The 24,975-nt window shown below is 40.9% G+C and carries 26 protein-coding genes and 1 tRNA gene; 18 read left to right on the forward strand and 9 right to left on the reverse strand.

From position 1 onward, the window contains the following. The first annotated feature begins 706 nt into the window (after nt 1-706). Nucleotides 707-1,732 (forward strand): putative metal-binding motif-containing protein, encoded by a 1,026-nt coding sequence (locus tag HZA10_00105; GenBank protein MBI5194704.1) that lies wholly within the window; start codon nt 707-709, stop codon nt 1,730-1,732. A 62-nt stretch (nt 1,733-1,794) separates the two neighbouring features. On the opposite strand, the gene HZA10_00110 is transcribed toward HZA10_00105, so the two are convergent. Continuing rightward, nucleotides 1,795-1,867 (reverse strand) — tRNA-Thr (locus tag HZA10_00110). A 440-nt stretch (nt 1,868-2,307) separates the two neighbouring features. Here HZA10_00110 and HZA10_00115 point away from each other — a divergent pair. The 17 genes from HZA10_00115 (at nt 2,308) to HZA10_00195 (ending at nt 20,633) form a co-directional block, all read left to right on the forward strand. Next, nucleotides 2,308-3,249, forward strand: coding sequence for a hypothetical protein (locus HZA10_00115; protein ID MBI5194705.1), 942 nt, complete (start codon nt 2,308-2,310; stop codon nt 3,247-3,249). After that, nucleotides 3,250-3,432 carry a ferredoxin gene (locus HZA10_00120; protein ID MBI5194706.1) on the forward strand — a complete coding sequence of 61 codons (183 nt, stop codon included), beginning with the start codon at nt 3,250-3,252 and terminating at the stop codon, nt 3,430-3,432. It begins immediately after the preceding gene. Nucleotides 3,433-3,529: 97 nt separating this feature from the next. Further along, nucleotides 3,530-5,857, forward strand: a complete 2,328-nt coding sequence (locus HZA10_00125) for a PBP1A family penicillin-binding protein (protein MBI5194707.1) — start codon at nt 3,530-3,532, stop codon at nt 5,855-5,857. Between the two features lie 166 nt (nt 5,858-6,023). Then, on the forward strand, nt 6,024-7,067 hold the full coding sequence (gene thiL, locus HZA10_00130; GenBank protein MBI5194708.1) for a thiamine-phosphate kinase: 1,044 nt from the start codon (nt 6,024-6,026) through the stop codon (nt 7,065-7,067). A 65-nt stretch (nt 7,068-7,132) separates the two neighbouring features. Further along, nucleotides 7,133-7,582: a DUF2062 domain-containing protein gene (locus HZA10_00135; GenBank protein MBI5194709.1), complete on the forward strand. Its 450-nt coding sequence runs from the start codon at nt 7,133-7,135 to the stop codon at nt 7,580-7,582. 2 nt (nt 7,583-7,584) lie between these two features. Beyond that, entirely contained in the window at nt 7,585-8,421 is an 837-nt protein-coding gene (locus HZA10_00140; GenBank protein MBI5194710.1) for a site-2 protease family protein, read from the forward strand. A gap of 41 nt (nt 8,422-8,462) precedes the next feature. Beyond that, a complete protein-coding gene (locus HZA10_00145) occupies nt 8,463-9,095 on the forward strand; it encodes a TIGR04282 family arsenosugar biosynthesis glycosyltransferase (GenBank protein MBI5194711.1) in 633 nt (210 codons plus the stop codon). A gap of 155 nt (nt 9,096-9,250) precedes the next feature. Then, nucleotides 9,251-10,765, forward strand: a complete 1,515-nt coding sequence (locus HZA10_00150; protein ID MBI5194712.1) for a glycosyltransferase — start codon at nt 9,251-9,253, stop codon at nt 10,763-10,765. A gap of 63 nt (nt 10,766-10,828) precedes the next feature. Continuing rightward, a complete protein-coding gene (locus HZA10_00155; protein MBI5194713.1) occupies nt 10,829-11,800 on the forward strand; it encodes a hypothetical protein in 972 nt (323 codons plus the stop codon). A gap of 166 nt (nt 11,801-11,966) precedes the next feature. Beyond that, on the forward strand, nt 11,967-12,506 hold the full coding sequence (locus HZA10_00160; GenBank protein ID MBI5194714.1) for a tetratricopeptide repeat protein: 540 nt from the start codon (nt 11,967-11,969) through the stop codon (nt 12,504-12,506). A gap of 22 nt (nt 12,507-12,528) precedes the next feature. Continuing rightward, nucleotides 12,529-14,625: a hypothetical protein gene (locus HZA10_00165; protein MBI5194715.1), complete on the forward strand. Its 2,097-nt coding sequence runs from the start codon at nt 12,529-12,531 to the stop codon at nt 14,623-14,625. Then, nucleotides 14,622-14,774 carry a hypothetical protein gene (locus HZA10_00170; protein MBI5194716.1) on the forward strand — a complete coding sequence of 51 codons (153 nt, stop codon included), beginning with the start codon at nt 14,622-14,624 and terminating at the stop codon, nt 14,772-14,774. The genes HZA10_00165 and HZA10_00170 overlap by 4 nt, the downstream gene beginning before the upstream one ends. After that, a complete protein-coding gene (locus tag HZA10_00175) occupies nt 14,761-15,456 on the forward strand; it encodes a glycosyltransferase family 2 protein (GenBank protein MBI5194717.1) in 696 nt (231 codons plus the stop codon). Before HZA10_00170 ends, HZA10_00175 begins: the two co-directional genes overlap by 14 nt. Nucleotides 15,457-15,542: 86 nt before the next feature. Then, nucleotides 15,543-17,951: a methyltransferase domain-containing protein gene (locus HZA10_00180; protein ID MBI5194718.1), complete on the forward strand. Its 2,409-nt coding sequence runs from the start codon at nt 15,543-15,545 to the stop codon at nt 17,949-17,951. Between the two features lie 43 nt (nt 17,952-17,994). Then, nucleotides 17,995-19,479: a B12-binding domain-containing radical SAM protein gene (locus HZA10_00185; protein ID MBI5194719.1), complete on the forward strand. Its 1,485-nt coding sequence runs from the start codon at nt 17,995-17,997 to the stop codon at nt 19,477-19,479. A gap of 349 nt (nt 19,480-19,828) precedes the next feature. After that, a complete protein-coding gene (locus tag HZA10_00190; GenBank protein MBI5194720.1) occupies nt 19,829-20,158 on the forward strand; it encodes a nucleotidyltransferase domain-containing protein in 330 nt (109 codons plus the stop codon). Then, nucleotides 20,151-20,633 (forward strand): hypothetical protein, encoded by a 483-nt coding sequence (locus HZA10_00195; GenBank protein ID MBI5194721.1) that lies wholly within the window; start codon nt 20,151-20,153, stop codon nt 20,631-20,633. Before HZA10_00190 ends, HZA10_00195 begins: the two co-directional genes overlap by 8 nt. An 81-nt stretch (nt 20,634-20,714) precedes the next feature. Here HZA10_00195 and HZA10_00200 read toward each other — a convergent pair whose 3' ends face one another. The 8 genes from HZA10_00200 to HZA10_00235 form a co-directional block, all read right to left on the reverse strand. Next, nucleotides 20,715-21,128, reverse strand: coding sequence for a PIN domain-containing protein (locus HZA10_00200; GenBank protein MBI5194722.1), 414 nt, complete (start codon nt 21,126-21,128; stop codon nt 20,715-20,717). Then, nucleotides 21,112-21,369 carry a hypothetical protein gene (locus tag HZA10_00205; GenBank protein MBI5194723.1) on the reverse strand — a complete coding sequence of 86 codons (258 nt, stop codon included), beginning with the start codon at nt 21,367-21,369 and terminating at the stop codon, nt 21,112-21,114. Before HZA10_00205 ends, HZA10_00200 begins: the two co-directional genes overlap by 17 nt. A gap of 271 nt (nt 21,370-21,640) precedes the next feature. Next, a complete protein-coding gene (locus HZA10_00210) occupies nt 21,641-22,318 on the reverse strand; it encodes a hypothetical protein (protein ID MBI5194724.1) in 678 nt (225 codons plus the stop codon). Beyond that, nucleotides 22,308-22,889 (reverse strand): hypothetical protein, encoded by a 582-nt coding sequence (locus HZA10_00215; GenBank protein MBI5194725.1) that lies wholly within the window; start codon nt 22,887-22,889, stop codon nt 22,308-22,310. The genes HZA10_00210 and HZA10_00215 overlap by 11 nt, the downstream gene beginning before the upstream one ends. A gap of 379 nt (nt 22,890-23,268) precedes the next feature. Continuing rightward, nucleotides 23,269-23,688, reverse strand: coding sequence for a DUF86 domain-containing protein (locus HZA10_00220; GenBank protein ID MBI5194726.1), 420 nt, complete (start codon nt 23,686-23,688; stop codon nt 23,269-23,271). Further along, the gene (locus HZA10_00225) at nt 23,685-24,068 is read right to left on the reverse strand and encodes a nucleotidyltransferase domain-containing protein (protein ID MBI5194727.1); all 384 of its coding nucleotides are present in this window, start codon (nt 24,066-24,068) and stop codon (nt 23,685-23,687) included. The genes HZA10_00220 and HZA10_00225 overlap by 4 nt, the downstream gene beginning before the upstream one ends. Before the next feature lie 170 nt (nt 24,069-24,238). After that, a complete protein-coding gene (locus tag HZA10_00230; GenBank protein MBI5194728.1) occupies nt 24,239-24,649 on the reverse strand; it encodes a PIN domain-containing protein in 411 nt (136 codons plus the stop codon). After that, nucleotides 24,639-24,833, reverse strand: a complete 195-nt coding sequence (locus tag HZA10_00235; protein MBI5194729.1) for a type II toxin-antitoxin system VapB family antitoxin — start codon at nt 24,831-24,833, stop codon at nt 24,639-24,641. Before HZA10_00235 ends, HZA10_00230 begins: the two co-directional genes overlap by 11 nt. Nucleotides 24,834-24,975 lie beyond the last annotated feature (142 nt).

Below are 24,975 nucleotides of genomic sequence, written 5' to 3' on the forward strand. Positions count from 1 at the left end.
ATGTGAAATTTATTGACAAACATTGGAAAAAATTCTTATTATTCTACAGCATAAGTTGAGATGTACTCACGATTTCCAGCAACTATAAAAATTTAGAGTCTAATAAAATATAGCTGTCTTTAAAAACACTGTGAATTAAAAAGTAGTATTCCGGTGTTTGGCTGAAGGGAAATTCTGTGAAGCGTCTCGTTCTCAAATCTTTACCAGTAACAGTAAGATAATAATTTTTAAGGGCATTCTTCCCGACGCTTCGGGAGGGATGCCTTTTTTTGTTTAAAAAAAAGGGAGGAAGAAAATGAAAAAGGGAATGAGTTTTTTAATTGGAATTTTATTTTTAATGCAGATGTCTGTTACCGCCTTTGCAAGCACGATTAATCTTTCCGCCATCGGTTGGGTTAGTTCCACTATTGATTCTGTAGGGGTTGTCGGTTCAAGTACATCGGTAGCTGTAGACACCGATAACAAGGTGCATATAAGTTATTATGATGCTACAAATATGAGCGTAAAGTATGCTGCAAATACTTCAGGCAGTTGGGTTACTGATACCATTGCTTCTAATAATAGTTACAACCCCTCTCTTGCAGTAGGTCCCATGAACAAGGTTCATATGATTTACAAAACGCGAGTGGAATGGGGAGACTATAAAAGAAGTTACCTGAAATATACTACAAATATCTCAGGTAGCTGGACAACCACTACTTTAGACATGTCTATTATTGGTGGAATTTCTATAGCTGTAGATTCCGACAACAAGGTGCATATTTGCGAGTATGATTGGGAGTTGGGTCGTTTGTGGTATTTTACAAATGCCACTGGCGACTGGGCTAAGGTAGATAATGCGTCTCCTACCACTAATTCTATAGCAGTAGACTCCAACGATAAGGTGCATATAAGTTACTATTATGATGGTACAAACGGCGGCTTTAAGTATGCTACAAATGCTTCAGGCAGTTGGGTTGCTACAACTGTGGATTCTAATGTTTATGTTGAGTACAATTCCATAAAAACAGACTCCAACAATAAGGTGCATATAAGTTATTATGATTATACAAATCATGACCTCAAGTATGCTACAAATGCTTCAGACGGCTGGGTTACTACAACTGTGGATTCTAATGGTGATGTAGGGGGATATTCCTCCATTGCTGTAGACTCCAACAACAAGGTGCATATAAGTTATTCTGATGGTACCAATGGCGACCTTAAGTATGCTACAAATGCCTCTTCATGCACAGACAACGACAGCGATGGATACGCTATTGAAGGCGGAGACTGTGGAGTGGTTGACTGCAATGACAGCAATCCTGCAGTTAATCCCGGAGCAACAGAGATAAATAATAACAGCATTGACGATGATTGTAATCCTGCAACACCTACTGTAACTACTTCAGGCTCAGGCAACAACTATCCTGTGCCACTTTTCAGGGCAAGTCTATCTCTTAATGTAAATGCTTCATCATTGGGAACTGGCAGTCTAAGTTATTACTACACCCGTAACAGGCTGTATTTTGTTAGCACATCAATTACTGGAATTACAGCAACAGGGGGAATTGCAACGATTACAGGTGCAGGGAAAGTCAATAATGTTACTGGCTATACATTTACAGCAACAATTACCGATGGCACTCCAGATGCGATGGGTTTAGAGATTAAAAAATCTGACGGCACAGTTTATTACAGCGCACCATCACAAAATGTAAGCAGTGGGAATTATACGGTGGTGGGGCAATGAAACCGTGACGCGTAATGCGTGATGGGTTAAGAATTCAATAAAATCAAAATTAAAAACAATAAAGCCGATGGGGGGAGTCGAACCCCCGACCTACTGATTACGAATCAGTTGCTCTACCAACTGAGCTACATCGGCTGGATTTATATGATACAAGAATAAACTACCCTGTAGCAAGCTCCAATCAAAACAACTTTAAGTATTACGTCATTCCTGCGAAAGCAGGAATCCAGAGAGAAAAAGACTGGATTCCGCATCAAGTGCGGAATGACAGCAAAAAGGCAACCTGTAGCAAATTACAGGGAACATCAAGCTCAAAATGCAGGTTGAAAGCTAAACGGCAAAGGCATGTATGTCCGAAAACTTTAAGGCAACACCTCAATGTCATGCTGCCTCTTTACAAATAGTTCAGGCTGAATACTTAAAACTTTTTGCAGCATGACAGATAATAATCACCGTTGTATTCTTAAAGTTTTGAGGGCATATATGCCGTTGTATGGACTAAAAAATTCCGGGCATAAGCGCGCAATCCCCATTATCCTTTGACTATTCAGCATCAGCAGGTTTATAATTTCTATGTGTCTAAAAAATACGCCCCGGTATCACTAAAAAACATAAAAACAACCACCTTGTCAAAAAGAAAAAGCAAGGTGAGGCGTGATGCGCTTGGAATATCTTTCACCAGCGGGAATTTCAGAAATTTTCTTAACAGCCTTCCCGATGTTCTTGCCGCAAAAAATTTCAGGGAAGTTGTTGACGCAATCGTAAAGGCAAAAAAGGCAAAGCGCCCTGTTATTCTCGGCATGGGCGCACATCCCATAAAGGTCGGGCTATCGCCGATTATTATCCGTCTCATGGAAAAAGGCGTCATCACTGCAGTTGCCATGAACGGAGCCTGCATTGTCCATGACTTTGAATTAAGCCTCGCAGGGCATACATCAGAGGACGTTGATACAGAGTTGTGCAAAGGGACCTTCGGCATGGCAAGGGAAACAGGCAAAGGGCTTAATCAGGCAATTAATCTGGGAGTAAAAACCGGCAAGGGAATTGGAAAAGCCGTTGGAGATTATATATTAAGCGGTAAATTCCCATATAAAAAATTAAGCATTTTATCATCAGCCTCAAGGCTCAATATTCCCGCAACAGTGCATGTTGCTTTAGGCGCTGACATTATCCACATGCACCCTGAGGCAGACGGCGCATCTATCGGCGAAGGGAGTCTGAGGGATTTCAGATTATTTGCCTCTGTTGTTGCTGATTTAAAAGGCGGTATTTATATAAATCTGGGGTCTGCGGTAATTATGCCTGAGGTGTTTCTAAAGGCGCTGACAGTTGCAAGAAATCTCAAGCATGACGTTAAAATTTTTACTACGGTGAACATGGACTTCATCCAGCATTACAGATGCAGGGAGAATGTCCTTAGGAGACCCACAATTTCAGGCGGTAAATTTTATGCACTGACAGGGCATCATGAAATAATGTTCCCGCTTCTGGCTGCGGCAGTGATGGAAAAGATATAAATGCAACCTGTTGTAGATGAAGAAAAGTGCATAGGATGCGGCAACTGCACTGAAATTTGCCCCAGCGTGTTCCAATTATTTGACGATAAATCCCACGTCATTGACCCTGAAGCCTGCGATTATGCCGACTGCTGCGAGGCAGCGGCTGAGAACTGCCCGGTAGAAGCAATCACACTACAGTGAACAGTAATCAGTAAATAATGAACAGTCAAGAGTAATCAGTCTACGACCTACCCTGCATCCTACATTATTTATGCATTTATATTAAAATAATGCTTCCATGAAAAAAGTTTTAATCTTATCATTTGTTTTTGTTCTCATCTTTATAGGGGGAATTGCCGCCGGCAGTTATCTTGCGCTCACACGCGGGGTTCCCCAGATAGAGGAAATCAAGAGCTATAAACCTGCCAGCGGCACAAAAATTTATGCGGATGATGACACTGTCATAGGCGAATTCAAAGAGGAAAAAGGCATATACACACCCCTTAAAAAAATCCCGAAAAATCTTATAAACGCAGTCATTGCCACAGAAGATGCAAGATACTGGTCCCATAAAGGAATTGATTACATCGCCATCGCACGGGCGTTTTTAAAAGATACCATCTCCCTCCGAATGAAGGAAGGCGGAAGCACTATAACACAGCAGCTTGCAAAGGTGATCTTTCTTGCGCCTGAGAAAACCCTTCAGAGGAAGGTCCGGGAGGTAATCCTTGCATTCAGGCTTGAAAAAAACCTGTCAAAAGATGAGATACTTGAACTTTACCTAAACAGAATATACTTCGGGCACGGGGCTTATGGAATTGAAATGGCGGCAAGGACATATTTCGGCAAATCCATCCCGGACATAAATCTTTCCGAGGCCGCGCTTTTAGCCGGCATAATCAAGGCGCCTAACACTTATTCGCCATACAATAATCTTGATAAGGCAAAGGAAAGACAGTACGTTGTGCTTAAAAGAATGGAGGATGCGGACTATATCTCAGAGAAAGAAATAAAAGGCGCTTATGAAAAACCGCTTTATCTTTCAAGCCTGAGATATGGATATGAAGCTCCGAGTTATTTTTTTGAATACATAAGAAAATATCTTGAGGACAAATACGGCATTGAGGCGGTCTATAAGGGAGGGCTCAGGGTTTATACTCCCCTTAATATGAAAATGCAGGTTGCAGCAATAAGGGCGCTGCAGGCAGGACTGCGGGATGTGGACAAAAGACAGGGCTTCAGGGGACCTGCCGGGCACAAGGATATTGACCCTGAAGACATGCTGAAGGAGAACGAACCGCTCCCAAAGGTCCTGATGAACCCGGGAGATATTCTGACAGGCATAGTGCTTAAGGCATCGGCAGATGAGGCGCAGGTAAAGGCCAGGGGGATTACAGGAAAAATATTCCTCTCGGATTCTTTATGGGCCAGCAGGCTCATAGACGCTAAAAGAAAAATAATCAAGGAATTTAAAAATTTCACGCTCACAGACATTTTAAAGACAGGCGATATTATAAAGGTCCGCATCAAGACACTTCAGGGCAAAGCGCCTGTTTTCCTGCTTGAACAGGAACCTGTTGTAGAGGGCGCGCTTGTCGCAATGGAGCCGTTAACAGGACATATAAAGGCAATGGCAGGCGGCTATGATTTCATGCGAAGTGAATTTAACAGGGCCGTGCAGGCAAAGAGACAGGCCGGTTCGGCTTTTAAGCCGATAATATATTCCGCATCAATGGATAAAGGTTTCACCCCTGCAAGCATTATTATTGACGAGCCTGTAAGCTACCCGAGCGGACAGCTTGGCGACTGGCAGCCTGAGAATTATGACCATGAATACTGGGGGGCAACTCGTTTAAGAGAAGCGCTTGCGTATTCAAGAAACATAGTGACAATAAAACTGCTTGAAAAGGTAGGCGTGGGAAATGTCATAGAGTTTGCAAAAAATCTTGGGTTTCAGGGACCATTTCCCGAGGACTTAACGCTTGCGCTCGGCTCACTCAGCGTAAGCCCGCTTGAGATGACTTCGGCATTTTCTGTTTTTGCAAACGAAGGCGTAAGGATGACGCCTATTGCAATAAAATACATCACAGACAGCAGCGGCGAGGTTATTGAGGAAAACAAACCGGAGGGCACTGAGGTCATTAGTCCTCAGACCGCGTTCCTCGCCACATCCATGCTTGAGGACGTTGTAAAGCACGGGACAGGCTGGAGGGCAAAGGCGCTTCAGGTGCCTGTGGCCGGAAAAACAGGCACTACCAATGAATACAGGGATGCCTGGTTTGTCGGGTACACGCCTGCGCTTTCTGCAAGCGTCTGGGTTGGGTTTGATGATATGCGTTCACTCGGTCACGGAGAAACCGGCGCAAGGGCGGCATCACCTGCATGGGTAGCCTTTATGAAAGAGGCACTGTATGCTCAGGGTGATGAAGATACGGCAGGTGAAACATTCCGCATACCCGATGGAATCATAACAGCAGAGATTGACCCGGGCACAGGACTCCTTGCTACAAATAAAACCGACCGGATGACTGAATTTTTTAAACAGGGCACTGCCCCTAAGGTATATTCAAAACAAGTCTCAACAGGAACTAAAAAAGAGGAAAAGAAAAATCTTGATCTGGACTAAACAGCAGGAAAGAACCTCCCTGCAACATGCTGATGGGTATCTAAAATCTCCCCTCCCCTTGCGGGAGGGGACTAAGGGGAGGGGGAAGAATTTTCATAACCACCCCCACCCTAACCCTCCCCCGTCAAGGGGGAGGGAAGTAGTTTAAGGAGGAAGAACTTAAACAATGCGTCTTTCACAGCTTGGCGAGTTTAATCTCATAAAAAAACTCAGGATGTCTTCAGCAAGCGCTGCGCCTGAAATTCTTAAAGGCATCGGCGATGATACGGCGGCCGTAAAAATCCGCGGAGGCATAACGCTTATTACCACTGATATGCTCATTGAGGGCATACACTTTGACCTTTCATTTACAACATTCTACCAGCTTGGATACAAGGCATTAGCCGTAAACATTAGCGATATACTTGCAATGGGCGGGAAGCCAAAGTATTTTCTTGTGGGTCTTGCGGCGCCCGGGCACTTCACATCAAACCATATTGATGAATTATATGCAGGCATGAGAGCGCTCGCAAATAAATTTAAAATAAATATCATAGGCGGCGATACGTGCGCCTCAAAACACGGACTCATAATCAGCGGAACCTTAATCGGCAAATGCAATAAAATAATTCCACGCTCAGGCGCAAAGACGGGAGACGCCATTTTCGTAACAAAGACGCTCGGGGACTCAGCTATGGGGCTTTTGTTACTGAAAAAATTCAAATTTCATCCCGACTTATTCGGGACAAATTTCAAAATTAGCGATGCAAAATGCAAAATTAGTAATAATAAATTCACGGTACGCTCTATTTTACCTTTACTTAAGCGGCACCTCCAGCCTGAAATTGCACCGGTAAAAAATACCAAAGGCATAAACTCCATGATTGATATTAGCGACGGACTTCTGATAGATTTAAGTCACATATGCGATGAAAGCAAAACAGGCGCAAGGATATATCTGGACCAAATACCTGTCTCAGGGGAACTCGCCGGGACTGCCAAAAAACTGAAGGTAAACCCAATGGGCTTTGCCTTAAAAGGCGGAGAAGACTATGCCCTGCTTTTTACTGCACCGGCAAGTTTTAAGACAAATGCGTTCAGAATAGGCGAGATAATTTCCGGGGAGAGATTTGTCGTTCATCCTGACGGCAGGGAAAAAGCATTCAAACCGGAAGGATATGAACATTTTAAAGAAGGGGGCAAGAAGTCAACCGGTAAAAAATTCAAGTAAAAATTATCAATTATCATTGAAAATTGATAAATGTTAATTTTGCATTTTGCAATGAAAGAAACACTATGGCATTTAGAGATAAATTAAAACAAATTTTTTATATTAACGATACGCCGCACCGCATTGCGCTGTCATTTTCTATCGGCATATTTATGGGAATATCGCCTTTTCTGGGGCTGCACACGGTAGGCGCTATTTTTCTGGCGTGGGTATTCCGTCTGAATAAGCTTGTCGCATTTGCAGGAGTAGCCATGCTGAACCCGTGGACACTTGTTCCTGTATATTCCTTATGCCTGTGGGTCGGGGCTAAATTAACCGGGGTAAAACAAATAATTCCTGATATTGACTGGGCTGATTTAACTATTCTCACTTTCATGGAAAAATTAGGCTATCTAGTAGTCCCGTTTATTGTTGGCACATTAATCATAGCGGTTATTTCAGCCTTAATTAGCTACTTCATCATTCACAAGATAGCAAGTAAATACAAACCCGCCGTGATGGAGAATAAACAATAACTATGCCTCACCGACTTACCAGACTGCATGTCCTGCTCTTCATTCTTACATCCATAACTACCCTTATGGCAGGCGCACTGATGCAGGGAATTGTGCCATGGGAAAAACCTGAAAAAATTTATCTCGGTTTTCCGTTTTCAATATCAATCATGACTATCCTGATAGCGCATGAACTTTCCCATTATTTCATATCGCGCAGGCATAATGTATCCGTCACACTGCCTTATTTCATACCGGCGCCTTCAATGATAGGGACTTTCGGCGCAATTATAAAAATGTCGCCTCCAATTTACGACAAGCGCTCCCTTATTGACATCGGGGCCGCAGGGCCTATTGGAGGATTTATAGTTGCTGTAGCCGCTGTGATAATCGGGCTTAACTATTCGGAAATCATACCTTTAGGACTGGCAAAAGGCGGTTTTTCGTTAGGCGGTTCAATACTATTTTCATTCCTGTCAAAAACAATCTTGCGAATAGACCCGGAAAAATATGATATCCTGCTTCACCCCATTGCCTTTGCAGGCTGGATCGGACTTTTCATTACATCAATAAATTTACTGCCTGTGGGACAGCTTGACGGAGGACACATTGCATATGCGGTTTTTGGGGAAAAGCACAGATGGATCACCACCCTCGTAATAATTGTCCTGTTTATCCTCGGGCTGACTTACTGGGAAGGCTGGATGATGTGGGCTGTTTTGCTGACTTTAATAAGCCGCAGTCATCCGCCGGTGGTTTATCCTGAAATACAGCTTGACAGAAAACGAAAACTCATAGGCCTGGCGTCATTTCTCATCTTCATAATAACCTTTATCCCCTTGCCCTTCAGAGACATGTAGGATGAAAATAGATTTTTATATCTGCTATAATCATGCTGTAAATGAAAACAGCCGCTTTAATTATTTTTGCCAAGACCCCGATTCCGGGCAAAGTGAAGACAAGACTCCAGCCTGATATTTCTCCTGAGGAAGGACTGAAAATCTATAAGTCTTTTGTCAGAGAAATAGCCGGCAGATGTTCAAAATTAAAAGGCGTTGATAAATTTTTAGGCTGTGCTCCCACGAAAGATGATGATTTTTTGAAAGGGCTTGCCGCAACGCATTGGTTTGAAATGTTTAATCAACGGGGGAAGGACCTTGGCGCAAGGATACTTAATGCCTTTAAAGACCATTTTAAAAAAGGCTATAAAAAGGTAATTATAATCGGCACTGACAGCCCTACAATACCGGTTAAATTCATAAAAAAGGCCTTTTCCGAACTGGATAAGAATGATTTTGTCCTCGGTCCATGCTGTGACGGCGGTTATTATCTAATCGGGGCAAGGAAGGTCTTTCCAAAGGTTTTTGACAATATTCCATGGGATACCAGCGAGGTGCTGATTAAAACAATTGACAGATTAGACGCATCCCGCATTAAATTTTTCCTGCTTCCTTTCTGGTATGACGTGGACACTATTAAAGACCTCCGCTTCTTTAAAAAGCATCTGAAGTACCTGGGAAAGCAGCAAACATAATCGCGCCTCATTTTAATATCTAATAACTAAATTTCAAATTTAAATAATCATAGTTATTTCCTTGACAGTAAATGCAGAAAGCAGTATTCTATTAAGCTGTTAAACTGCAATTTAATTGTATAAGATTTTCAATGTAAGGATTTAATTACGGCAGTATGCTTCTTTATTTATTTATAGCGATTTATTTTTGTATCCTGATAAGCGTATTTATCTACGCCGCCCACCGCTATTATATGGTGTACCTTTATTATAAACACCAGAAAAACAAACCGGTCTCAAATGGAAAATTAACGCCTCTGCCGCATGTGACAATACAGCTTCCTTTATTTAATGAAATGTATGTGGTGAAGCGGCTGATTACGGCATCCTGCGAAATTGACTATCCGAAAGAGCTGCTGGATATTCAGGTTCTTGACGACTCCACTGATGAGACTGTAATGATTGCACAAGAATGTGTCGGCGAATTTGAAAAACAGGGGTATGACATTAATTATATTCATCGCAGCCGGAGGGATGGCTTCAAGGCAGGCGCATTGGCAGAAGGGCTAAAGAACGCAAAGGGTGAATTCGTCGCAGTATTTGACGCCGATTTTGTTCCGCAGAAGAATGTCCTGCAAAAAACCATCCATTATTTTTCTGACAAATCCGTAGGCATGGTGCAGACGAGGTGGAGCTTTATAAACACAAAATACTCCCTGCTTACGAGGATACAGTCCATGATGCTTGACGGACATTTTGTGATTGAACACACGGCACGGAACTGGTCAGGCAGATTTTTTAACTTTAACGGCACGGCAGGCGTTTGGAGAAAAAAGGCGATAGAGACCGCAGGCGGATGGCAGAACGATACTCTGACAGAAGACCTGGATTTAAGCTACAGGGCGCAGTTAGCAGGATGGAAGTTCATATTTTTAAAGGATGAGACCGCCCCTTCAGAGATACCGGTAGATATTAATGGATTTAAGACGCAGCAGCACAGATGGGCAAAAGGCTCCATACAGACGGCAAAAAAGCTGCTGCCTGCAATAATGAAAAGCAATCTTCCATGGAAGGTTAAAGTAGAAGCATTTTTCCATCTGACAAACAATATTTCCTATCTGTTTATGTTGCTGCTGGCAATGTTGATGTATCCGTCTATGGTGGCCAGGATTAATATCGGATGGTTTCATATGCTTGTGACTGATGTGCCCTTCCTCCTGGTCGCAACAGTCGGCATTTCTTTTTTTTACATGTGCTCACAGAAAGAGGCTTATAAAGACTGGAAGTCAAGACTGATTTATCTGCCGGCACTAATGTCGCTCGGCATCGGGCTGTCTGTCAATAATTCAAAGGCGGTGCTGGAGGCGCTTTTTAACCGTGAGACCGAATTTACCCGCACCCCTAAATTTAAAATTGAGGGTAAAAAGGACAAATGGGCTGATAAGAAATACAAAGGCAAGACAACTCTTATGCCGATAATTGAACTGCTTTTGGGGTTTTATTTTACCTTTAATATATATTTTGCTTATGTTAACAAAATCTATATTTCCATACCATTTTTGATGATATTCCAGATGGGTTTTTTTTATGTTGCATTTTTATCTTTATTCCAAGTATTATTTGGACGGATGATTTTAAAATTTATGCAGTATTTTACCTCTAACATCAAGGACATAATTACGGCCCAGTAAAAAGTGTAGAAAATAAATAATTTACTTGTTATATTAGATAACTTATATTTTCCGGAGGGGAACATGACAAAAAAGCTTATAATTGTTTTTATCAGTTTATTAAGCAGTATTATTTTTATTGCAAATGATTCTTTTGCAGGATGGACGCAGGCAAAAGGTCATGCCTATAACCAGTTGACTTATGGCTATTACGTCTCAAGCCATAAATACACCTCTCTTGAGACAAGGAATGATGTTGCCGTAGGCGCAACCAAGGGCAAGGAACGGATTGAGGCTTCTAAATTTGTATCGCGAAGCATTACTTATTATGGAGAATACGGACTTATTGATTCACTTACAATCTTTACCACAATCCCTTTGAAAGAGACGATATCGGCAGATACTATTAAGTATTCCGGGGAACGGGGCCCGAGCGGAATAGGCGATATAGATTTGGGTCTAAGATACAATCTTATGCAGAGTCTTGGAGGCGGACCGCTGTCACTGCAAGGCACGGTGAAGATCCCCGAGGCATATAAATACGGCAATCCCTTGGAGTCATTAAGTTTAGGCGACGGCCAGTATGATGCAACGCTGGCTCTGCTCTATGGCAGAGGGTTAGGAAAAGGTTATGCCGTATTCAACGGAGGATATAAATATCGTTTTGAGAATCGTAAATACTATGCCTTTAAACCTTCGGATCAGATTAAGGTTTCAATAAGCGGCGGCTACCAAATTGCATCCAAGGTAGGTCTAGGAGCCATTGTAGACTGGACACGGTCTGTCGGAAATGCATATGTTTCAGATGAGATGATAAAAGCTAATTATGCTTATGGCGGGCGCCGGTCTCAACAGGATAATGTCCTGATCAGGGATTCGCTGGGCCTTGAGCAGCAGGTTTTAAATGTGGGGGCATCCCTGATTTACAATTTACCTTTTAAAAATACGCAGTTTGTGCTGTCCTATGCTGTTGATGTCGGCGGCGCAGGCATATTTGAAACCAATGATGCAGGAGTGGGAGAGACATATAACGCAGGATTGGTTTATACGTTTTAATTTAGATAATATTGTCCCGGCCTTTCATGAAATATGATGAGGCCGGGCAAATGTTCATTCCGTTTAATAAGTGGCTTCAATAATTAAAAAAATACCTTTTTCCCTCTTATTTGTACTGCTGCTGACAATTTTCTCCCTTTATGTTTTCAAACACAGCCATACACTCATGGCAATTTTTTATCAGACGGTTAAACAGAATGATAAGGCTATAGCTGAATTTACAAAGGCAATCAACACTAACCCCCGGGATGCATATGCCTATTATCATTTGGGTTTAATGCTGAAGGATAAAATGGACTTTGACGGGGCTGAGGATATATATCTGAGATTGTTAAAAATTTTTCCAGAACACCCGGACGCCAATTACGACTTAGGCTATATTTACAGGGAAAAGGGGCTTTACGACAAGGCAATTGAAAGATACAGAAAAACGCTGGAGATTAATCCGAAGAATGTATATGCGCATTATGATATGGGGTATATTTACAGGATCAACGGACGGTATGAGGAGGCGCTTAACGAGTATAAAAAAGCCTTGGAGATAGATTCAAAGCATCCTCATGCGCATTATGATACGGGATTAATCTATGAAAAATGGGGACTGAAGGATAAAGCGGAAGAAGAATTCAGGATTTACCATAAGATTACCGACCCTAATTTTATAGAAAATTTTATTAATAAGATAACAGGTAAGAAAAAAAAGTGAGGACAAATGAGTCCGGAGTTTTATGGATACTATGTTTTTAAACAGTGCAATTTATATTGCCGTAAATCTTCTGCTCTTCTCCTCATGGTATCTTCTCCTTTACCCCGTCAGAAAGAAAACCTTACCTGAACTTTCTAACGGAGGATGTCAACTACCGTTCATTGACGGAGTTTTAGGTGCTTTTGTTCTGAGCCTGACCCAGATAATAGTTACAGAAATGATTCTGGGCGTGGTATTTAAGAGGCTCTATGCAATGCCTCTTTTTTATTTGAATGTTTTTATATCGCTTATTGTCTTAATACTGGCGGTGCACTCAGGCAATAATAGGTTATTAAATCCCCCCGCCCCCCCTTTGCAAAAGGGGGGTAAAGGGGGATTTTTAGATAAAAATATTTTTAAAAATTTTCTATTAGAGTTTAGGAATGAGGCAAATCTGTTCTCCAATATAATAAAAAAAGATAAGATATTACTCTGCCTGTTTACAATTTTTTTAATTTACCTCTGTTACATGATTTTCATAGGCTGGCTTTTTCCGTCATATACGTGGGATGCGCTGTGGTATCACCTTCCCATAGCAGGCTATATCATGCAAGGCGGAGCTATTCAGGAGAATCCGGCGCCCTCTTTTATTGATCTTTTTATAAATATTTTTCCAAAAAACATGGAGCTATTTTTTCTCTGGAATATTATTTTCTTAAAAAGTGATATTATTGCGGATTTGAGCCAGCTCCTGTTTACCATAGCAGGGGTTTTCACTGTATACAGCATTGCCGTAAAAATGAGAATAAAGGAGGAACATGCCGTATATTCCGCCCTGCTGTTTTTTTTCACTCCCATAGTAATCCTGCAGTCTACGACAAATTATATAGATATTGCCGTGTCGGTGTTATTCCTGATTGCTGTCAATTTCCTGATGTATGACGGCGCTGAAAATTATGCAAAAAACGAATCTGTGCTGAACCGCCTCAAGGAAAATAAAATTCCAGTGCTTCTTTCAGGACTTACGACCGGGATTTTATTAGGCTCAAAAGGTTCGGGCCCGATATTTGCGCTTGTGCTTGTAGTTATATTAACACTTAAAAATGTTTTAAAAAATTTCAATTTTTTAAAAACTGACGCATTACGCATTACGCATCACACATTACGGTTTTATTCACTATATTTTATACTGCCGGCCTTTTTACTTGGAGGCTACTGGTATGTGAAAAACTGGGTCTTGTACAACAATCCCGTATATCCAATAAATATAACCATTTTCAACACAACTCTCTTTAAGGGATTATACGGCGGGATAATAGACCCCCCTCCGCAGGTTTTTAAAGGATTAACTTTGCCGGCGCAGTTGTTTTATGTATGGCTTGAAAGGGTTGAATATTATCTATATGACTCAAGGCTTAGCGGATTTGGCCCTGTATGGTTTATTCTTTTTCTGCCGACTGTTGTATTTTCTCTTGTGTCTGCTGTAAAAAATAAAAATTACGACTTTCTGTTTGTCAGTGCAATCCTTATCATAATATTTCTTGTTTATCCGAGAAACTGGAACACAAGATATGTAATTTTTATTGTTGGATTAGGCGCTGTTTCTTTTGGCACTGCGCTTGATTATTTTTGTGTAAAAGGCAAATGGCTTAAAATCATAGCGCTTTTACTTGCTGTCTATACATTTCTTACAGCAAATTCCCCCTGCATCATGCCTTCAAAAATCAGAGAATTTGTCCGCCTGCCTGCAAAAGAACGCTCAATATCAAGACATGCCCCGTTCAACATAGACCTGCATGCAAGGCAGGAATACGGTTGTTGGATATGGATAGGCAATAATATCGTAAGAGGAGATACGCTGGCATATACTTTTGAGCCTCTGTTTCTCTCACCGTTATGGAACAGCGCTTTTTCAAACAGAATAATTTATATCAAGTCAGAGAGTTATAACGAATGGTTGGAAAACTTAAAGAAAAATAATGTAACATATGTATTAATCAGACAGAATTCTGAAGAGGATAAATGGGTGGATAAGGCAAGGAAGCTTATCAGCAGATTCTGGTGGCTCAGCGCTCCCTCTGAAAAATTCAAGGTCGTTTATTCGGACGAAAATTATAAAATAATGAAATTTATCAAGTGAGAGAGGAACAGAAAAAAGACATTTTACTGGTTTTGTATATACTGACAGTATTAATACTGACTGTGATATATTTTTCAGTGCCTGAAAGGGTATTGTTTATGGAGAATACGATACAGTGGTGGAGCGAGTGGTGGAATGCTGTCAGGTAAAAAAATTGTCGTAATAATCCCCGCCTTGAATGAAGAAAAGGCTTTGCCGCTTGTCATAGCAGAGATTCCTAAAGACATAGTTGATGCAATAATCGTTGTTGATAACGGCAGTTCTGACAGGACATTTCTCGTTGCGCAGGAATGCGGTGCATCTGTTATAAAAGAGGAGAGAAGGGGTTATGGCAATGCCTGCCTCAAAGGCATTGAATATGCAGGGCAGAAACGGCCTGACATTATAGTATTTCTTGACGGAGACCACAGTGATTATCCTGAAGAGGTTACTTCCCTGATAAGGCCCATTATTAAAGACGGTTATGACCTGGTGCTGGGTTCAAGGTCAAAGGGCGAGAGGGAAAAAGGTTCAATGACGCCGCAGTCTTTCTACGGGAATAAATTCGGCACGCTTCTCATCAAAATCCTTTTTGGTTTTTCATATACTGACTTTGGTCCGTTCAGGGCCATCAGGTTTGATAAGCTGATTGACTTAAATATGCAGGATACGACTTATGGATGGACCGTTGAGATGCAGATTAAGGCAGTAAAAAAAAGTTATAAAATAAAAGAAATGCCTGTCAGATACAGGGTCAGGGTCGGCAAATCAAAAGTCTCAGGGACATTAAAAGGTACTGTAATGGCAAGTTATAAAATACTGCTGACTATATTTAAGTATTGGATTTCTTAAGAAAATTATAAATATAATGGGGAATACTTGACTTTGACCGGCAATAAAGTGTAAAATTTTTTTATATAGTTATAAAGGAGTCTTCAATGGCAAAATCCTGTTGTGAATCACGAGAAACAAGGCTTGAGCAGTATCAGATTGACAAGTGGAAGGTTAAGGAATCGGAGTTTAAGACCTTTAAACCCGATGATCTACTGTATTCCCCCCAATATATTAAAAAAGAAAAAAACGGTGTTTTTCTTCTCATTGACCCCCAGTCGCCAAACTGGCTCAGCACAAACAATATAGGCGCTGAGATTATAGCCCTTTGCGACGGCAAGCATAAGGTATCTGACATTCAGGAAGCTATGTTTGCGAAATACGGGGCCTCCGGCGCTGAGCATATTAAGAAAGAGACAGCTGAATTTATTAATGCCGCAGGCACTATGGAATTTATTTCCGGTTCGCCTTTTTTAATCCGCGAATATCCCGGCAGGGGCAAGGTAATAGCGCCTCATAAAATGGATGAGCTATGGATATATAATACAATGCAGTGCAATCTCAGGTGTAAGCACTGTCTTGTGAGCGCAGGTAAGGAATTGAAGGATGAACTGACCGGAAAAGAGATTAAAAAGCTTGTGGATGAGGCGATAGAGTTAGGCGTCAAGCGGTTTTATATTACAGGCGGAGAGCCGTTTATGAAGGATGATATTTTTGAGGTGATAAAATATATAACCAAAGAAAAAAACAAGGAACTGATTATACAGACAAATGCAACCCTGTTTGATGATAAGAAAATATCAGCATTAAAAGATTTTAAAAGCCCGCTGCTTACAATACAGGCAAGCTTAGAGGGTCCTGACGCAAAAATACATGACAGCATCCGCGGTAAAGGCAGTTTCAACAAGGCGGTTGAAGGGGTAAAGAAACTGATTGATATCGGTATAACCCCGGTGATTGCCACCGCAATCAGCAAGTATAATGAGGATTCAGTAACAGATACCTCTAAGTTTTTGTCAACACTCGGAGTCAAGGACCATCATATCCTCTGGATGCACACGCGGGGACGCGGGGCAAGCAATGTGGATAAACTGCTGGTCCCTTCGGACAGGATATCAAATATAATGCAGGACCTGAGGAAGATTTATAAAGAAGGCGCGATAATTGTTGATAATGAAGAATCCCTCAAGGTCAGGCTGAAGGCTAAAAGGGGCAGAAAAAACGACCTCTGCAACAATTGCTATGAAAAGGTATGTGTGAATTCAGACGGGCATGTATATCCGTGCGCCTCTTTTAACGGCGATAAGCGGTTTGATGCAGGCTCTATCAGGGAAAAGAGCCTGAAGGACATATGGCTGAATTCAAAGGTCATGGCAGGGTTTAGAAACAGCAGTGTTAAGGATAAGGAAGAGTGCAGTGCGTGTTATTTAAAGTATTTTTGCGGCGGCGGATGCACTGCCCAGAGTTACTATGCAAGCGAGGTTGAAACCGGGAAAGGCTCTTTTATGGCGCAGGAGCCTTATTGTTTAACTTATAAGACATTGTTTGAAGAAATACTTTGGGACCTGGCCAGAGAAGGCGCGCCTTCTGATGCAAAGAAAAAAGGGTATGCCACTCCATTTGTTTATAATGCAATGGACGGAAAACTCCCGCCGTATCTCAGTCATTCTTTTAAGACCATTGATGACAACTTTGAGGTAGGCTGCTACCACTGTTCATGCGTTCTGGCGGTTGATGTTGAGGATGATGAAGCAGTCTGCAAGCCGGACATAAAAGGGCAGGTGACAAAGACCGTAAAAAAGAAGTTTTCAACTGCCGCTCATGTTGCCGAGGCAAATTATTATTGCCCCACGGGATATAACCCCAAGGATTTGGAGCATATCCCGACAGAGGTGCTTGATGTATCCTACGGCTGTGGTAATCCTGCGGCAATAGCAGAGCTTAAGGAAGGGGATGTGGTCCTGGATTTAGGCTCAGGCGCCGGCATAGACTGTTTTATCGCCGCAAAGAGGCTCGGCAAAAACGGCAGGGTGATAGGGCTTGACATGACTGACGAGATGGTTGAGAAGGCAGCGGAAAGCGCAAAAAAGGTTGCTAAATCTTTGGGCTACGATATTGTTGAATTCAAAAAAGGGGAATTGATGAATATGCCTGTAGAGGACAACTCCATTGACCTTGTAATATCAAACTGTGTTGTTAATCTGACAGAAGATAAGGCTAAGGTCATGGATGAGGTTTTCAGGGTGCTGAAACCCGGCGGCAGGTTTGTCATCTCCGACATAGTTGCGGATAAGCCTATTCCGGGCTTTATGAGGAGGGACAAAGAGCTGTGGGCCGCATGTCTTTCCGGAGCATTGACAGAGGAAAGGTTTTTGGAGGCGGCAGTGGAGGCCGGACTTACAAATGTAAATCTGACTAAAAACTATCTCTACAAAAAGGTAGAGTATATAAATTTCTATTCGGTCACAATGAAGGGATTTAAACCGCAGAAAATTACATGCGGCGGCTGCCCATAAATCGCAGAGCAGATAAAAAAATACCTAATGAGGAGGTAATAATATGAGAGTTAGTTTAGTAAATGCACAGGTGCTTGACGGTAATAATGTAGTTCCACCGCTTGGACTGATGTATATCGCGGCTGTCCTTGAAAAAGCAGGGCACAAGGTGCAGATTTTTGATGCCGACCCTGAGTATCAGGCAGGCATTCTGAAAGAGATAAAAGAGTTTAAGCCGGACCTTATCGGACTGGGTTTTTTGACTGTAGGCTATCAGAGGGCACTGAAATTGTTCAGAGGATTAAAAAAAGAAATACCTGACGCTATGTACTGCTTGGGCGGCGTTCATCCGACGGTTAAGCCTATGGAAACCATAAATGAGTTTGATGCGGATTTCATTGTGCTCGGAGAGGGCGAGGATACGATTGTAGAGGCATGTGAAAAATTGGAGAAGAAGCAGGGGCTGGCAGGCGTAAAGGGCGTCATGTACCATGAGAACGGAAAAATTATAGATAACGGCAGGCGCGACATGATACCTGATATTGATACAATTCCGTTTCCTGCAAGACACCTGATAGACATGGGACCGTATCTCAAACCGCCGGGTATTATCAGGGGTTATGCCACCAAGAACCAGACCACTGTTGTTACAAGCAGGGGCTGTCCGTTCAGATGCATATACTGCGGAAGCCATAACATATTCGGAAGAAAGACCAGGAGACGCTCGGTTAAGAACGTTGTTGACGAGATAGAATTTCTCCATAAGACATACGACATAAAAGGCATATATTTCTGCGATGACAGTTTTACATTAAGGCCTGAATGGGTCAGGGAATATTGCGATGACTTAAAACGCAGAAATCTGGATATAAAATGGGGATGCCAGTCAAGGGTGGACCAGACTGATGAGGAATTGATGAGGTTAATGAAAGACCGGGGACTTGTCCAGCTTGACTTCGGCGTTGAGAGCGGCTCGGAAAAGATGCTGAAGGTACTGGGCAAGGGCGGACACGGCGACAGGACTTCGCAGATTAAAAAATCCTTTGAGCTTTGCAGAAAACTGGACATCAGGACCCTGGCTACATTTATAATCGGCAACCCTGAAGAAACCATGGAAGACATACAGCAGAGCTTTTCTGTGGCTAAAGAGATTAATGCCGATTACACTGCATTTTACTTCCTGACCCCATATCCGGGTACGGAAATTTATGAAATGGCAATTAAGAATAAATGGCTGGACCCGAACCTTCCATTCTCAGACATATGGGCGCACAGGCAGCCGGAACTGCCGCTGATGAAGATAACCTTTGAGAAAGAGGAATTAAGGGACATACGCAAAAAACTGCAGAACCACTTCTTCTGGAAGAATTATTTTACTGCCACCGGGAATATCAGCTTCTACGGAATACTGTTTTCCATCATCTTCAGGCATCCGGGGGTTATTTTTACAGCGCTTGGAAAACTGGTGAGGACGGGTAGGCTGGATTACGTGGTTGAAACGCTTAATGCAGAATACTGGAGAATGAAAAAATACGAGGCTGCCGGATAACAATTATTGAAAACCGCGTAAGTAATGTCCGCTATGCTGTCATTCCGTGCTTAACGGAGCCTGCCCCGTACTTGATACGGGGGAATCCAGTCCGTTCCTCTGGATTCCTGCCTTCGCAGGAATGACAGGATACAATAAGCGTAAGACACTAATATTAAGGGAATCCAGAGTCAGAATTTGTTTTTTTAAGCCGGTTGCAGTTATGCAACCGGCTTTTTGCTTTACAAATTTTTGTAGTAATTTGCTACTATATGACTTAAAATTAATGAATAGCGAGCGTACCTGCCTGTCGGCATACAGGTTCCCGGTGGTCTTGCCACGGGGAAGATCAATTTGCGGGTAACTATTTATGGCTCTTCAGGCCGTTTTAAAAGAAAGAGAAAAAAAACTAACGATATTAAGAAATAATGCCATGAAAGAGGCGCAAAGGCTCGCTTTCCTTTTAAGCAAGCGCTATAAGTTTGAGGCGATTTATCTTTTCGGCTCGCTTTTATCAGGAAAGTTCAGATTACATTCAGACATTGATATGGTAATAAAAGGTTTGAAAGTGGAGGATTTTTTTAAGGCGCATGCATTTTTAATAAAAGAAAGCAGGTATAGAATTGATTTGAAGCCTTTTGAGGATCTTGAGGACAGCTTTAAGGAAAAAATTTTGCGGAAAGGATTGAAAATTGGATAAAGATATTTTAAGGGAAATCATCTCTGAAATAGAAAAAGAGCTTGAAAATATTAATGAATTCAGGAAGGAACTGATGAAAATAAAATCTGAAAATTCTATAACATTCAGGCGTTCAATTGGTTCCATTCTGCATGATTTTTATAACTGCTGTGAAAGGGTCTTTAAAAAAACAGCGAGCGGCATTAACGGCAGTTATGAAGATTCGGACAAATGGCATAAGTCGCTGCTGGTTAGAATGACTATCCCGATTAAAGATATAAGACCGGCAGTAATTTCCGAGGAACTTGCCGCTGAACTTGACGAATACCTGTCTTTCAGGCATGTATTCAGAAATATCTATGGTTTTGAGCTTAAAGGCGACAGGATTAAATACCTTGCGGAAAAATTTGATAATGTTGCGGAAAGATTTATCAGTGAGATTAAAAAATTCCTTATTTTTTTAAGTAAAGAGCTGCAGGAATCAAAAGCGGATTAATTATAAAATTGCCAACCCGTACAGCTTCTGTAAGTTTCTTACTTATCAGTGAATGGGGTAGAAAAAACAGCATTGTTTCGTCTATTTCACAAATATCTTTAAGAATTCTGCTGGAGTCATTATTTTTATCCCCACAGACGGAAAGTCTTTGTTATTTCTTGTAATGACACACTCGCATCCTTCATGAATAGCTGAAAAATATTGAATTAAATCCTCAAAGTCCTTGCCGGCGATCGACCTTGCCTGCTTTAAGATATTCTTTGTGAAAGCAATTATTCTAAAATCTTCCAATATCTGGTCTATTAACGGCTCCGCAGCCTTCACTCCCTTAAGTTTGCTTAAAATATAATAAAAGTTATTGACTGAAATTGCTGAAATACAACCTTGAATAACACCTTCCCTGCCAAGCGTCCACACCCTTGCCGAATCCATATAAAATGGCTCCCGTTTTGTCAGAACATCCAATATTATATTTGTATCAATCAGTATCTTCATATTTCTTAAGCCGGGATGCGATATGCTCGTCTCTGAGTGCCTTATAAGACTTCTTGGTCCTTAACATGCCAATCCACCTTGAAACAAACGGCGAGATTTCTTTAGACTGCGACTCTTTCTCCCGCTGGAGAAAAAATTCCTTAACCATAACTGAAACGGATTTCCCCGTTAACTTAGCCGTCTTATGCGCAAGCCGGGTTATGTCTTCATCCATATATAACGTTAGTTTAGATTTCGGCATATGCACCTCCACGTATTTATATCTAATTTACTACGTATAGAAGAAAAAGTCAAGGCGGTGGATAAGACAGCTTATCAATCTTTAATTTCCATGTCCATTTATAAATTCAATGTCAATAAAAATAGGCGCTATCCCTACCTTCATTTTTTGCATGTTTGCAAGATTGACCCCGTTTCTTGCACTATAAATAACTTAACTGCTTTAAAACAGTATTGCTTCAGATGAATCTGCCGTGCTTGTTCCCTAAAGCCACATAGATGAATTAGACTTCCTATTTAATATTCTCCCACCAGTTATATGATAAAATGTCTGTAAGAAATTGCTGATATTGGTCGTTTACTACACGATTCATACTTTTTTCAAGTACGTTTGTCCGGCTTGGCCCAAAGAAAACACCAGAAACGGGAAAAAATAAGGGCATCATCATAGCCCTATAAAACACGGGGTCCATAACAGAATCTCTGATATCACTTCTGAAGGTATTCATATATAAAATTTTACCTTCAGGGCTGACAACAGTCCACTTGGAAGTAACAAGAACTTCGCCTTGGGGAAAACACCATATATCCATTATTTGGGGAATTATAAAAACATCTATTTCTTGGTTAATCTCTGATGATTTTAATGAATTAATAATTACTACCTCTTTAAATATTTGTTTAAGACTCCCATTAGCCCATCTATCCATGCCTTCACCAATATCCGCTTTAACGGTTTGAAAAGAAAAAATATTACCATTACCTCCGGCTAATAATTTCTGAGTACAAGAACAATTTTGAAAAACCTTGTCATAGAGCCCAGCTTTCAAGGGAATCTTAGTTGAGAAAGTTGTTTCATTATTAAAATCTGCGACTTTAAGAGTTTTACTACTGCTACATCCACTAAAAATAAGTATGCCAACCAGCAGAAAACAACTTAGAACATTACTTGTGTATTGATTATTCTCCATTTTTAATTCTGTCCTGCTCGCTCCAAATTTCCTCTGCATTTTCAATTCTTTCCCTTATATTTTCTTTATCAAATATATTTTTCATATCAAATGCAAAAGTTAATGTATTTTCTGCCCTAAGAGTTTTAACATCAACTTTCAATGCTTTAAGATTACTTATATTCTTTATAAGAGTCTCCTTATTCCCCAAATAAAAATAGATAAAACCATGATGTAACCCGCCATATTGAAGGGTTTTCTCAAGTAGCAGCTTTCTGGCTATATTTACCTCGCCTGATAAAATTTGTCTTAAAGGTTCCCTACCTCCAAACGCCACAATTGCACCAGCAGCAGGAAAAAAAAGAATCATAGTATAGCCACCTATAATTGCAGTTGTCTTAGCAAGTTTTTCTCGTTCCTTTATTTCTTTATTTAATTTTAAATATGCATCAGAACCTGATATCACTGGTAGGAGAGTTGAATCATCTGCAGTAAATAATAAAAAATTCTCTTTCTGAATTAGAATACGCTGGTTAGTCTTATTTTCAATAACAACAAGGACTGGTAAAATACCGAATGGGAGTAAATCCACACCAAAATATTTTTCTAATCTGTCTTCCTCAAAGAAAGGGTCAATTGCAACTGCTAATCCTTTTTGATTCTGGGAAAACTTGTATTCAGAGACAGATTGAGTTGGAACATCAGGGCGATGATAAGCAAGTGAACACGCACTAATATTAAATAATATTATAGATAAAGCTATTAAATTTAACTTCTTATCTTTTAAGTTTATTCTGTCTGTCTGTCTGTCTGTCTGTCTGTCTGTGCAAAATCAATGCCGCAAGCATCGTTCCCATGTATGTTTAACTCCTTAAATAATGTATTTGCAAAAACTATATACCAGAGAAAAATTCAAGTCAAGGTAATTTTCACATTGCCTAAAAATGTGGTTCTTCTGCCTCGCCTTGCCCCTACCCTCGTCCTTGATAATTTTGCTCTATATATTTTATATACGTTTCAATATCAGCAAGATTTCTGAGGGCATCCCTGCAAATTTTAAGATAATCTATTTTTTCATAATCATGGGCAAGAAAATTGCGGAAAGAGGCAATTTTTGCAAACTCATATGCAAAGCTGGCAGGTATTATGTTGTTTTCCCCAAGAATATCAATTGTGTCCTGATAAGTCTGCGGCGTTCTTAAATTTCTGTCACGTATGATCAACTCTGCAAGAGTTATGCATGAATCAGCAATGAGGTAAAGATAGTGCAGAAGCGCGCCTCTGTAAACTATGTCCTTTAAAAATTTTTCCTCGCAATCCTGCCCCATGTCTTTCAGTGTTTTATGATATTCCTTTATCTTTTCAATTTTTACCCTTAGCCGCTCTGTCATATCCCTGCAAAAACCTTTCTTTGGTATTTGAAATCCATTGCATTATGCAAAACATTTAGCTCAAAAGTCTCTCTTAGCTGAGGGTTTCTGTCGCAAACTATCTTGCCGCTTCTGACTATCTCTTCAAGAAGGATTATGTTTTTTGTCCTGTTAAGAAAAACAAGGTCCACAGCGTTGCTCTTAAGCGCCCTGCTTAATACTGCATGTAATTCCATCTCCTTGTCAAAAAAAGCGGTCTCTCTACACATATAAACTGCAATGTCTATGTCACTGGTGGGGAATGCGTTCTCATAGGCACATGAACCAAATAGATATGCAAATTCCACATCTTCGGCATTCAGAAATATATTTTTTAGTTTTGATAAAATCTCACTTGCCATTTCAGCTTATCTTCCTTTAAGTTTATAGCAGAATTATATCATAATACCTTCAAAAATAATCAGCTTAATAATTTTAAAAAGGGGCTGTCCCGTCCCGATGCTTCGGGAGGGAACAGCTCCCTTGAATCATGTTTAAGTGAATTTTCACATCCCTCCCTTGAAACTTCCACCTACCAAATCTCAAGGTAAAAATCTTTATATGCCTTGATTAGCTCATAATCTGCCCTGTCTGAAGTAATGACTGTGGCTCCGTGGTTTCTTGCAGTAAGCGCTATGAGGACATCAAAATGAATATCTCTCAGTTTCCCTGGAGAAAACCCTTTATCTTTATAAATCTTTGACAATATTTCGCCGGACTCAAGCCAGTTCTTCTCTGTCGGGGTAAGTATCGGGTGATTTTTTATTAGCATTGCTACAAAATCCGATTCTTCTTCCCTAACAGCTCCCCTTGATAATTCGGATAGAACAACAGATGAATTTCTTATAAGACCCGTCACATTTTGAATGTGATCAACGTATTTATTGGTCCTTAAATGGTCTATAAATACCGAGGTGTCAAAGACGATAATCCTACCTGCCATGAGCTTCAAACTTCAGTTTGCCGCCGTGTTTTAACATCAGTTCCTTAAATTTTTTCAACCCTGCAACCTCTCTTAATGCCACATGCACCGCCTCAGTCCTGCTTTTTACGCCAAGAGCCTTAACAACAAAATCAGCAAGCTTAGTATCAAGTCTTATGGACGTCATTTTAACAGCAGCTTTCATAAAGACCTCCTTGTTTTGTATATACAAATCATATAATTTTTATATACAATTGTCAAGGATAAGGATATAAAAAGGGGGCTGTTCCCGTCCCGATGCTTCGGAAGGGAACAGCCCCCTTAATCATTTCATAAGTGGGGCGGGG

Source organism: Nitrospirota bacterium, from assembly GCA_016212185.1.
GTDB lineage: Bacteria > Nitrospirota > Thermodesulfovibrionia > UBA6902 > DSMQ01 > JACRGX01.

Excerpts from the sequence above, each read along its gene's own strand:
- HZA10_00155 (MBI5194713.1), top strand. The coding sequence starts at position 10,829 with ATGACAAAAAAGCTTATAATTGTTTTTATCAGTTTATTAAGCAGTATT.
- HZA10_00220 (MBI5194726.1), bottom strand. The coding sequence starts at position 23,688 with ATGACAGAGCGGCTAAGGGTAAAAATTGAAAAGATAAAGGAATATCAT.
- HZA10_00200 (MBI5194722.1), bottom strand. The coding sequence starts at position 21,128 with ATGAAGATACTGATTGATACAAATATAATATTGGATGTTCTGACAAAA.
- HZA10_00160 (MBI5194714.1), top strand. The coding sequence starts at position 11,967 with ATGGCAATTTTTTATCAGACGGTTAAACAGAATGATAAGGCTATAGCT.
- HZA10_00205 (MBI5194723.1), bottom strand. The coding sequence starts at position 21,369 with ATGCCGAAATCTAAACTAACGTTATATATGGATGAAGACATAACCCGG.
- HZA10_00210 (MBI5194724.1), bottom strand. The coding sequence starts at position 22,318 with ATGGAGAATAATCAATACACAAGTAATGTTCTAAGTTGTTTTCTGCTG.
- HZA10_00230 (MBI5194728.1), bottom strand. The coding sequence starts at position 24,649 with ATGGCAGGTAGGATTATCGTCTTTGACACCTCGGTATTTATAGACCAT.
- HZA10_00125 (MBI5194707.1), top strand. The coding sequence starts at position 3,530 with ATGAAAAAAGTTTTAATCTTATCATTTGTTTTTGTTCTCATCTTTATA.
- HZA10_00225 (MBI5194727.1), bottom strand. The coding sequence starts at position 24,068 with ATGGCAAGTGAGATTTTATCAAAACTAAAAAATATATTTCTGAATGCC.
- HZA10_00120 (MBI5194706.1), top strand. The coding sequence starts at position 3,250 with ATGCAACCTGTTGTAGATGAAGAAAAGTGCATAGGATGCGGCAACTGC.
- HZA10_00175 (MBI5194717.1), top strand. The coding sequence starts at position 14,761 with ATGCTGTCAGGTAAAAAAATTGTCGTAATAATCCCCGCCTTGAATGAA.
- HZA10_00180 (MBI5194718.1), top strand. The coding sequence starts at position 15,543 with ATGGCAAAATCCTGTTGTGAATCACGAGAAACAAGGCTTGAGCAGTAT.
- HZA10_00145 (MBI5194711.1), top strand. The coding sequence starts at position 8,463 with ATGAAAACAGCCGCTTTAATTATTTTTGCCAAGACCCCGATTCCGGGC.
- HZA10_00150 (MBI5194712.1), top strand. The coding sequence starts at position 9,251 with ATGCTTCTTTATTTATTTATAGCGATTTATTTTTGTATCCTGATAAGC.
- HZA10_00135 (MBI5194709.1), top strand. The coding sequence starts at position 7,133 with ATGGCATTTAGAGATAAATTAAAACAAATTTTTTATATTAACGATACG.
- HZA10_00235 (MBI5194729.1), bottom strand. The coding sequence starts at position 24,833 with ATGAAAGCTGCTGTTAAAATGACGTCCATAAGACTTGATACTAAGCTT.
- thiL (MBI5194708.1), top strand. The coding sequence starts at position 6,024 with ATGCGTCTTTCACAGCTTGGCGAGTTTAATCTCATAAAAAAACTCAGG.
- HZA10_00185 (MBI5194719.1), top strand. The coding sequence starts at position 17,995 with ATGAGAGTTAGTTTAGTAAATGCACAGGTGCTTGACGGTAATAATGTA.
- HZA10_00190 (MBI5194720.1), top strand. The coding sequence starts at position 19,829 with ATGGCTCTTCAGGCCGTTTTAAAAGAAAGAGAAAAAAAACTAACGATA.
- HZA10_00105 (MBI5194704.1), top strand. The coding sequence starts at position 707 with ATGTCTATTATTGGTGGAATTTCTATAGCTGTAGATTCCGACAACAAG.
- HZA10_00140 (MBI5194710.1), top strand. The coding sequence starts at position 7,585 with ATGCCTCACCGACTTACCAGACTGCATGTCCTGCTCTTCATTCTTACA.
- HZA10_00165 (MBI5194715.1), top strand. The coding sequence starts at position 12,529 with ATGGATACTATGTTTTTAAACAGTGCAATTTATATTGCCGTAAATCTT.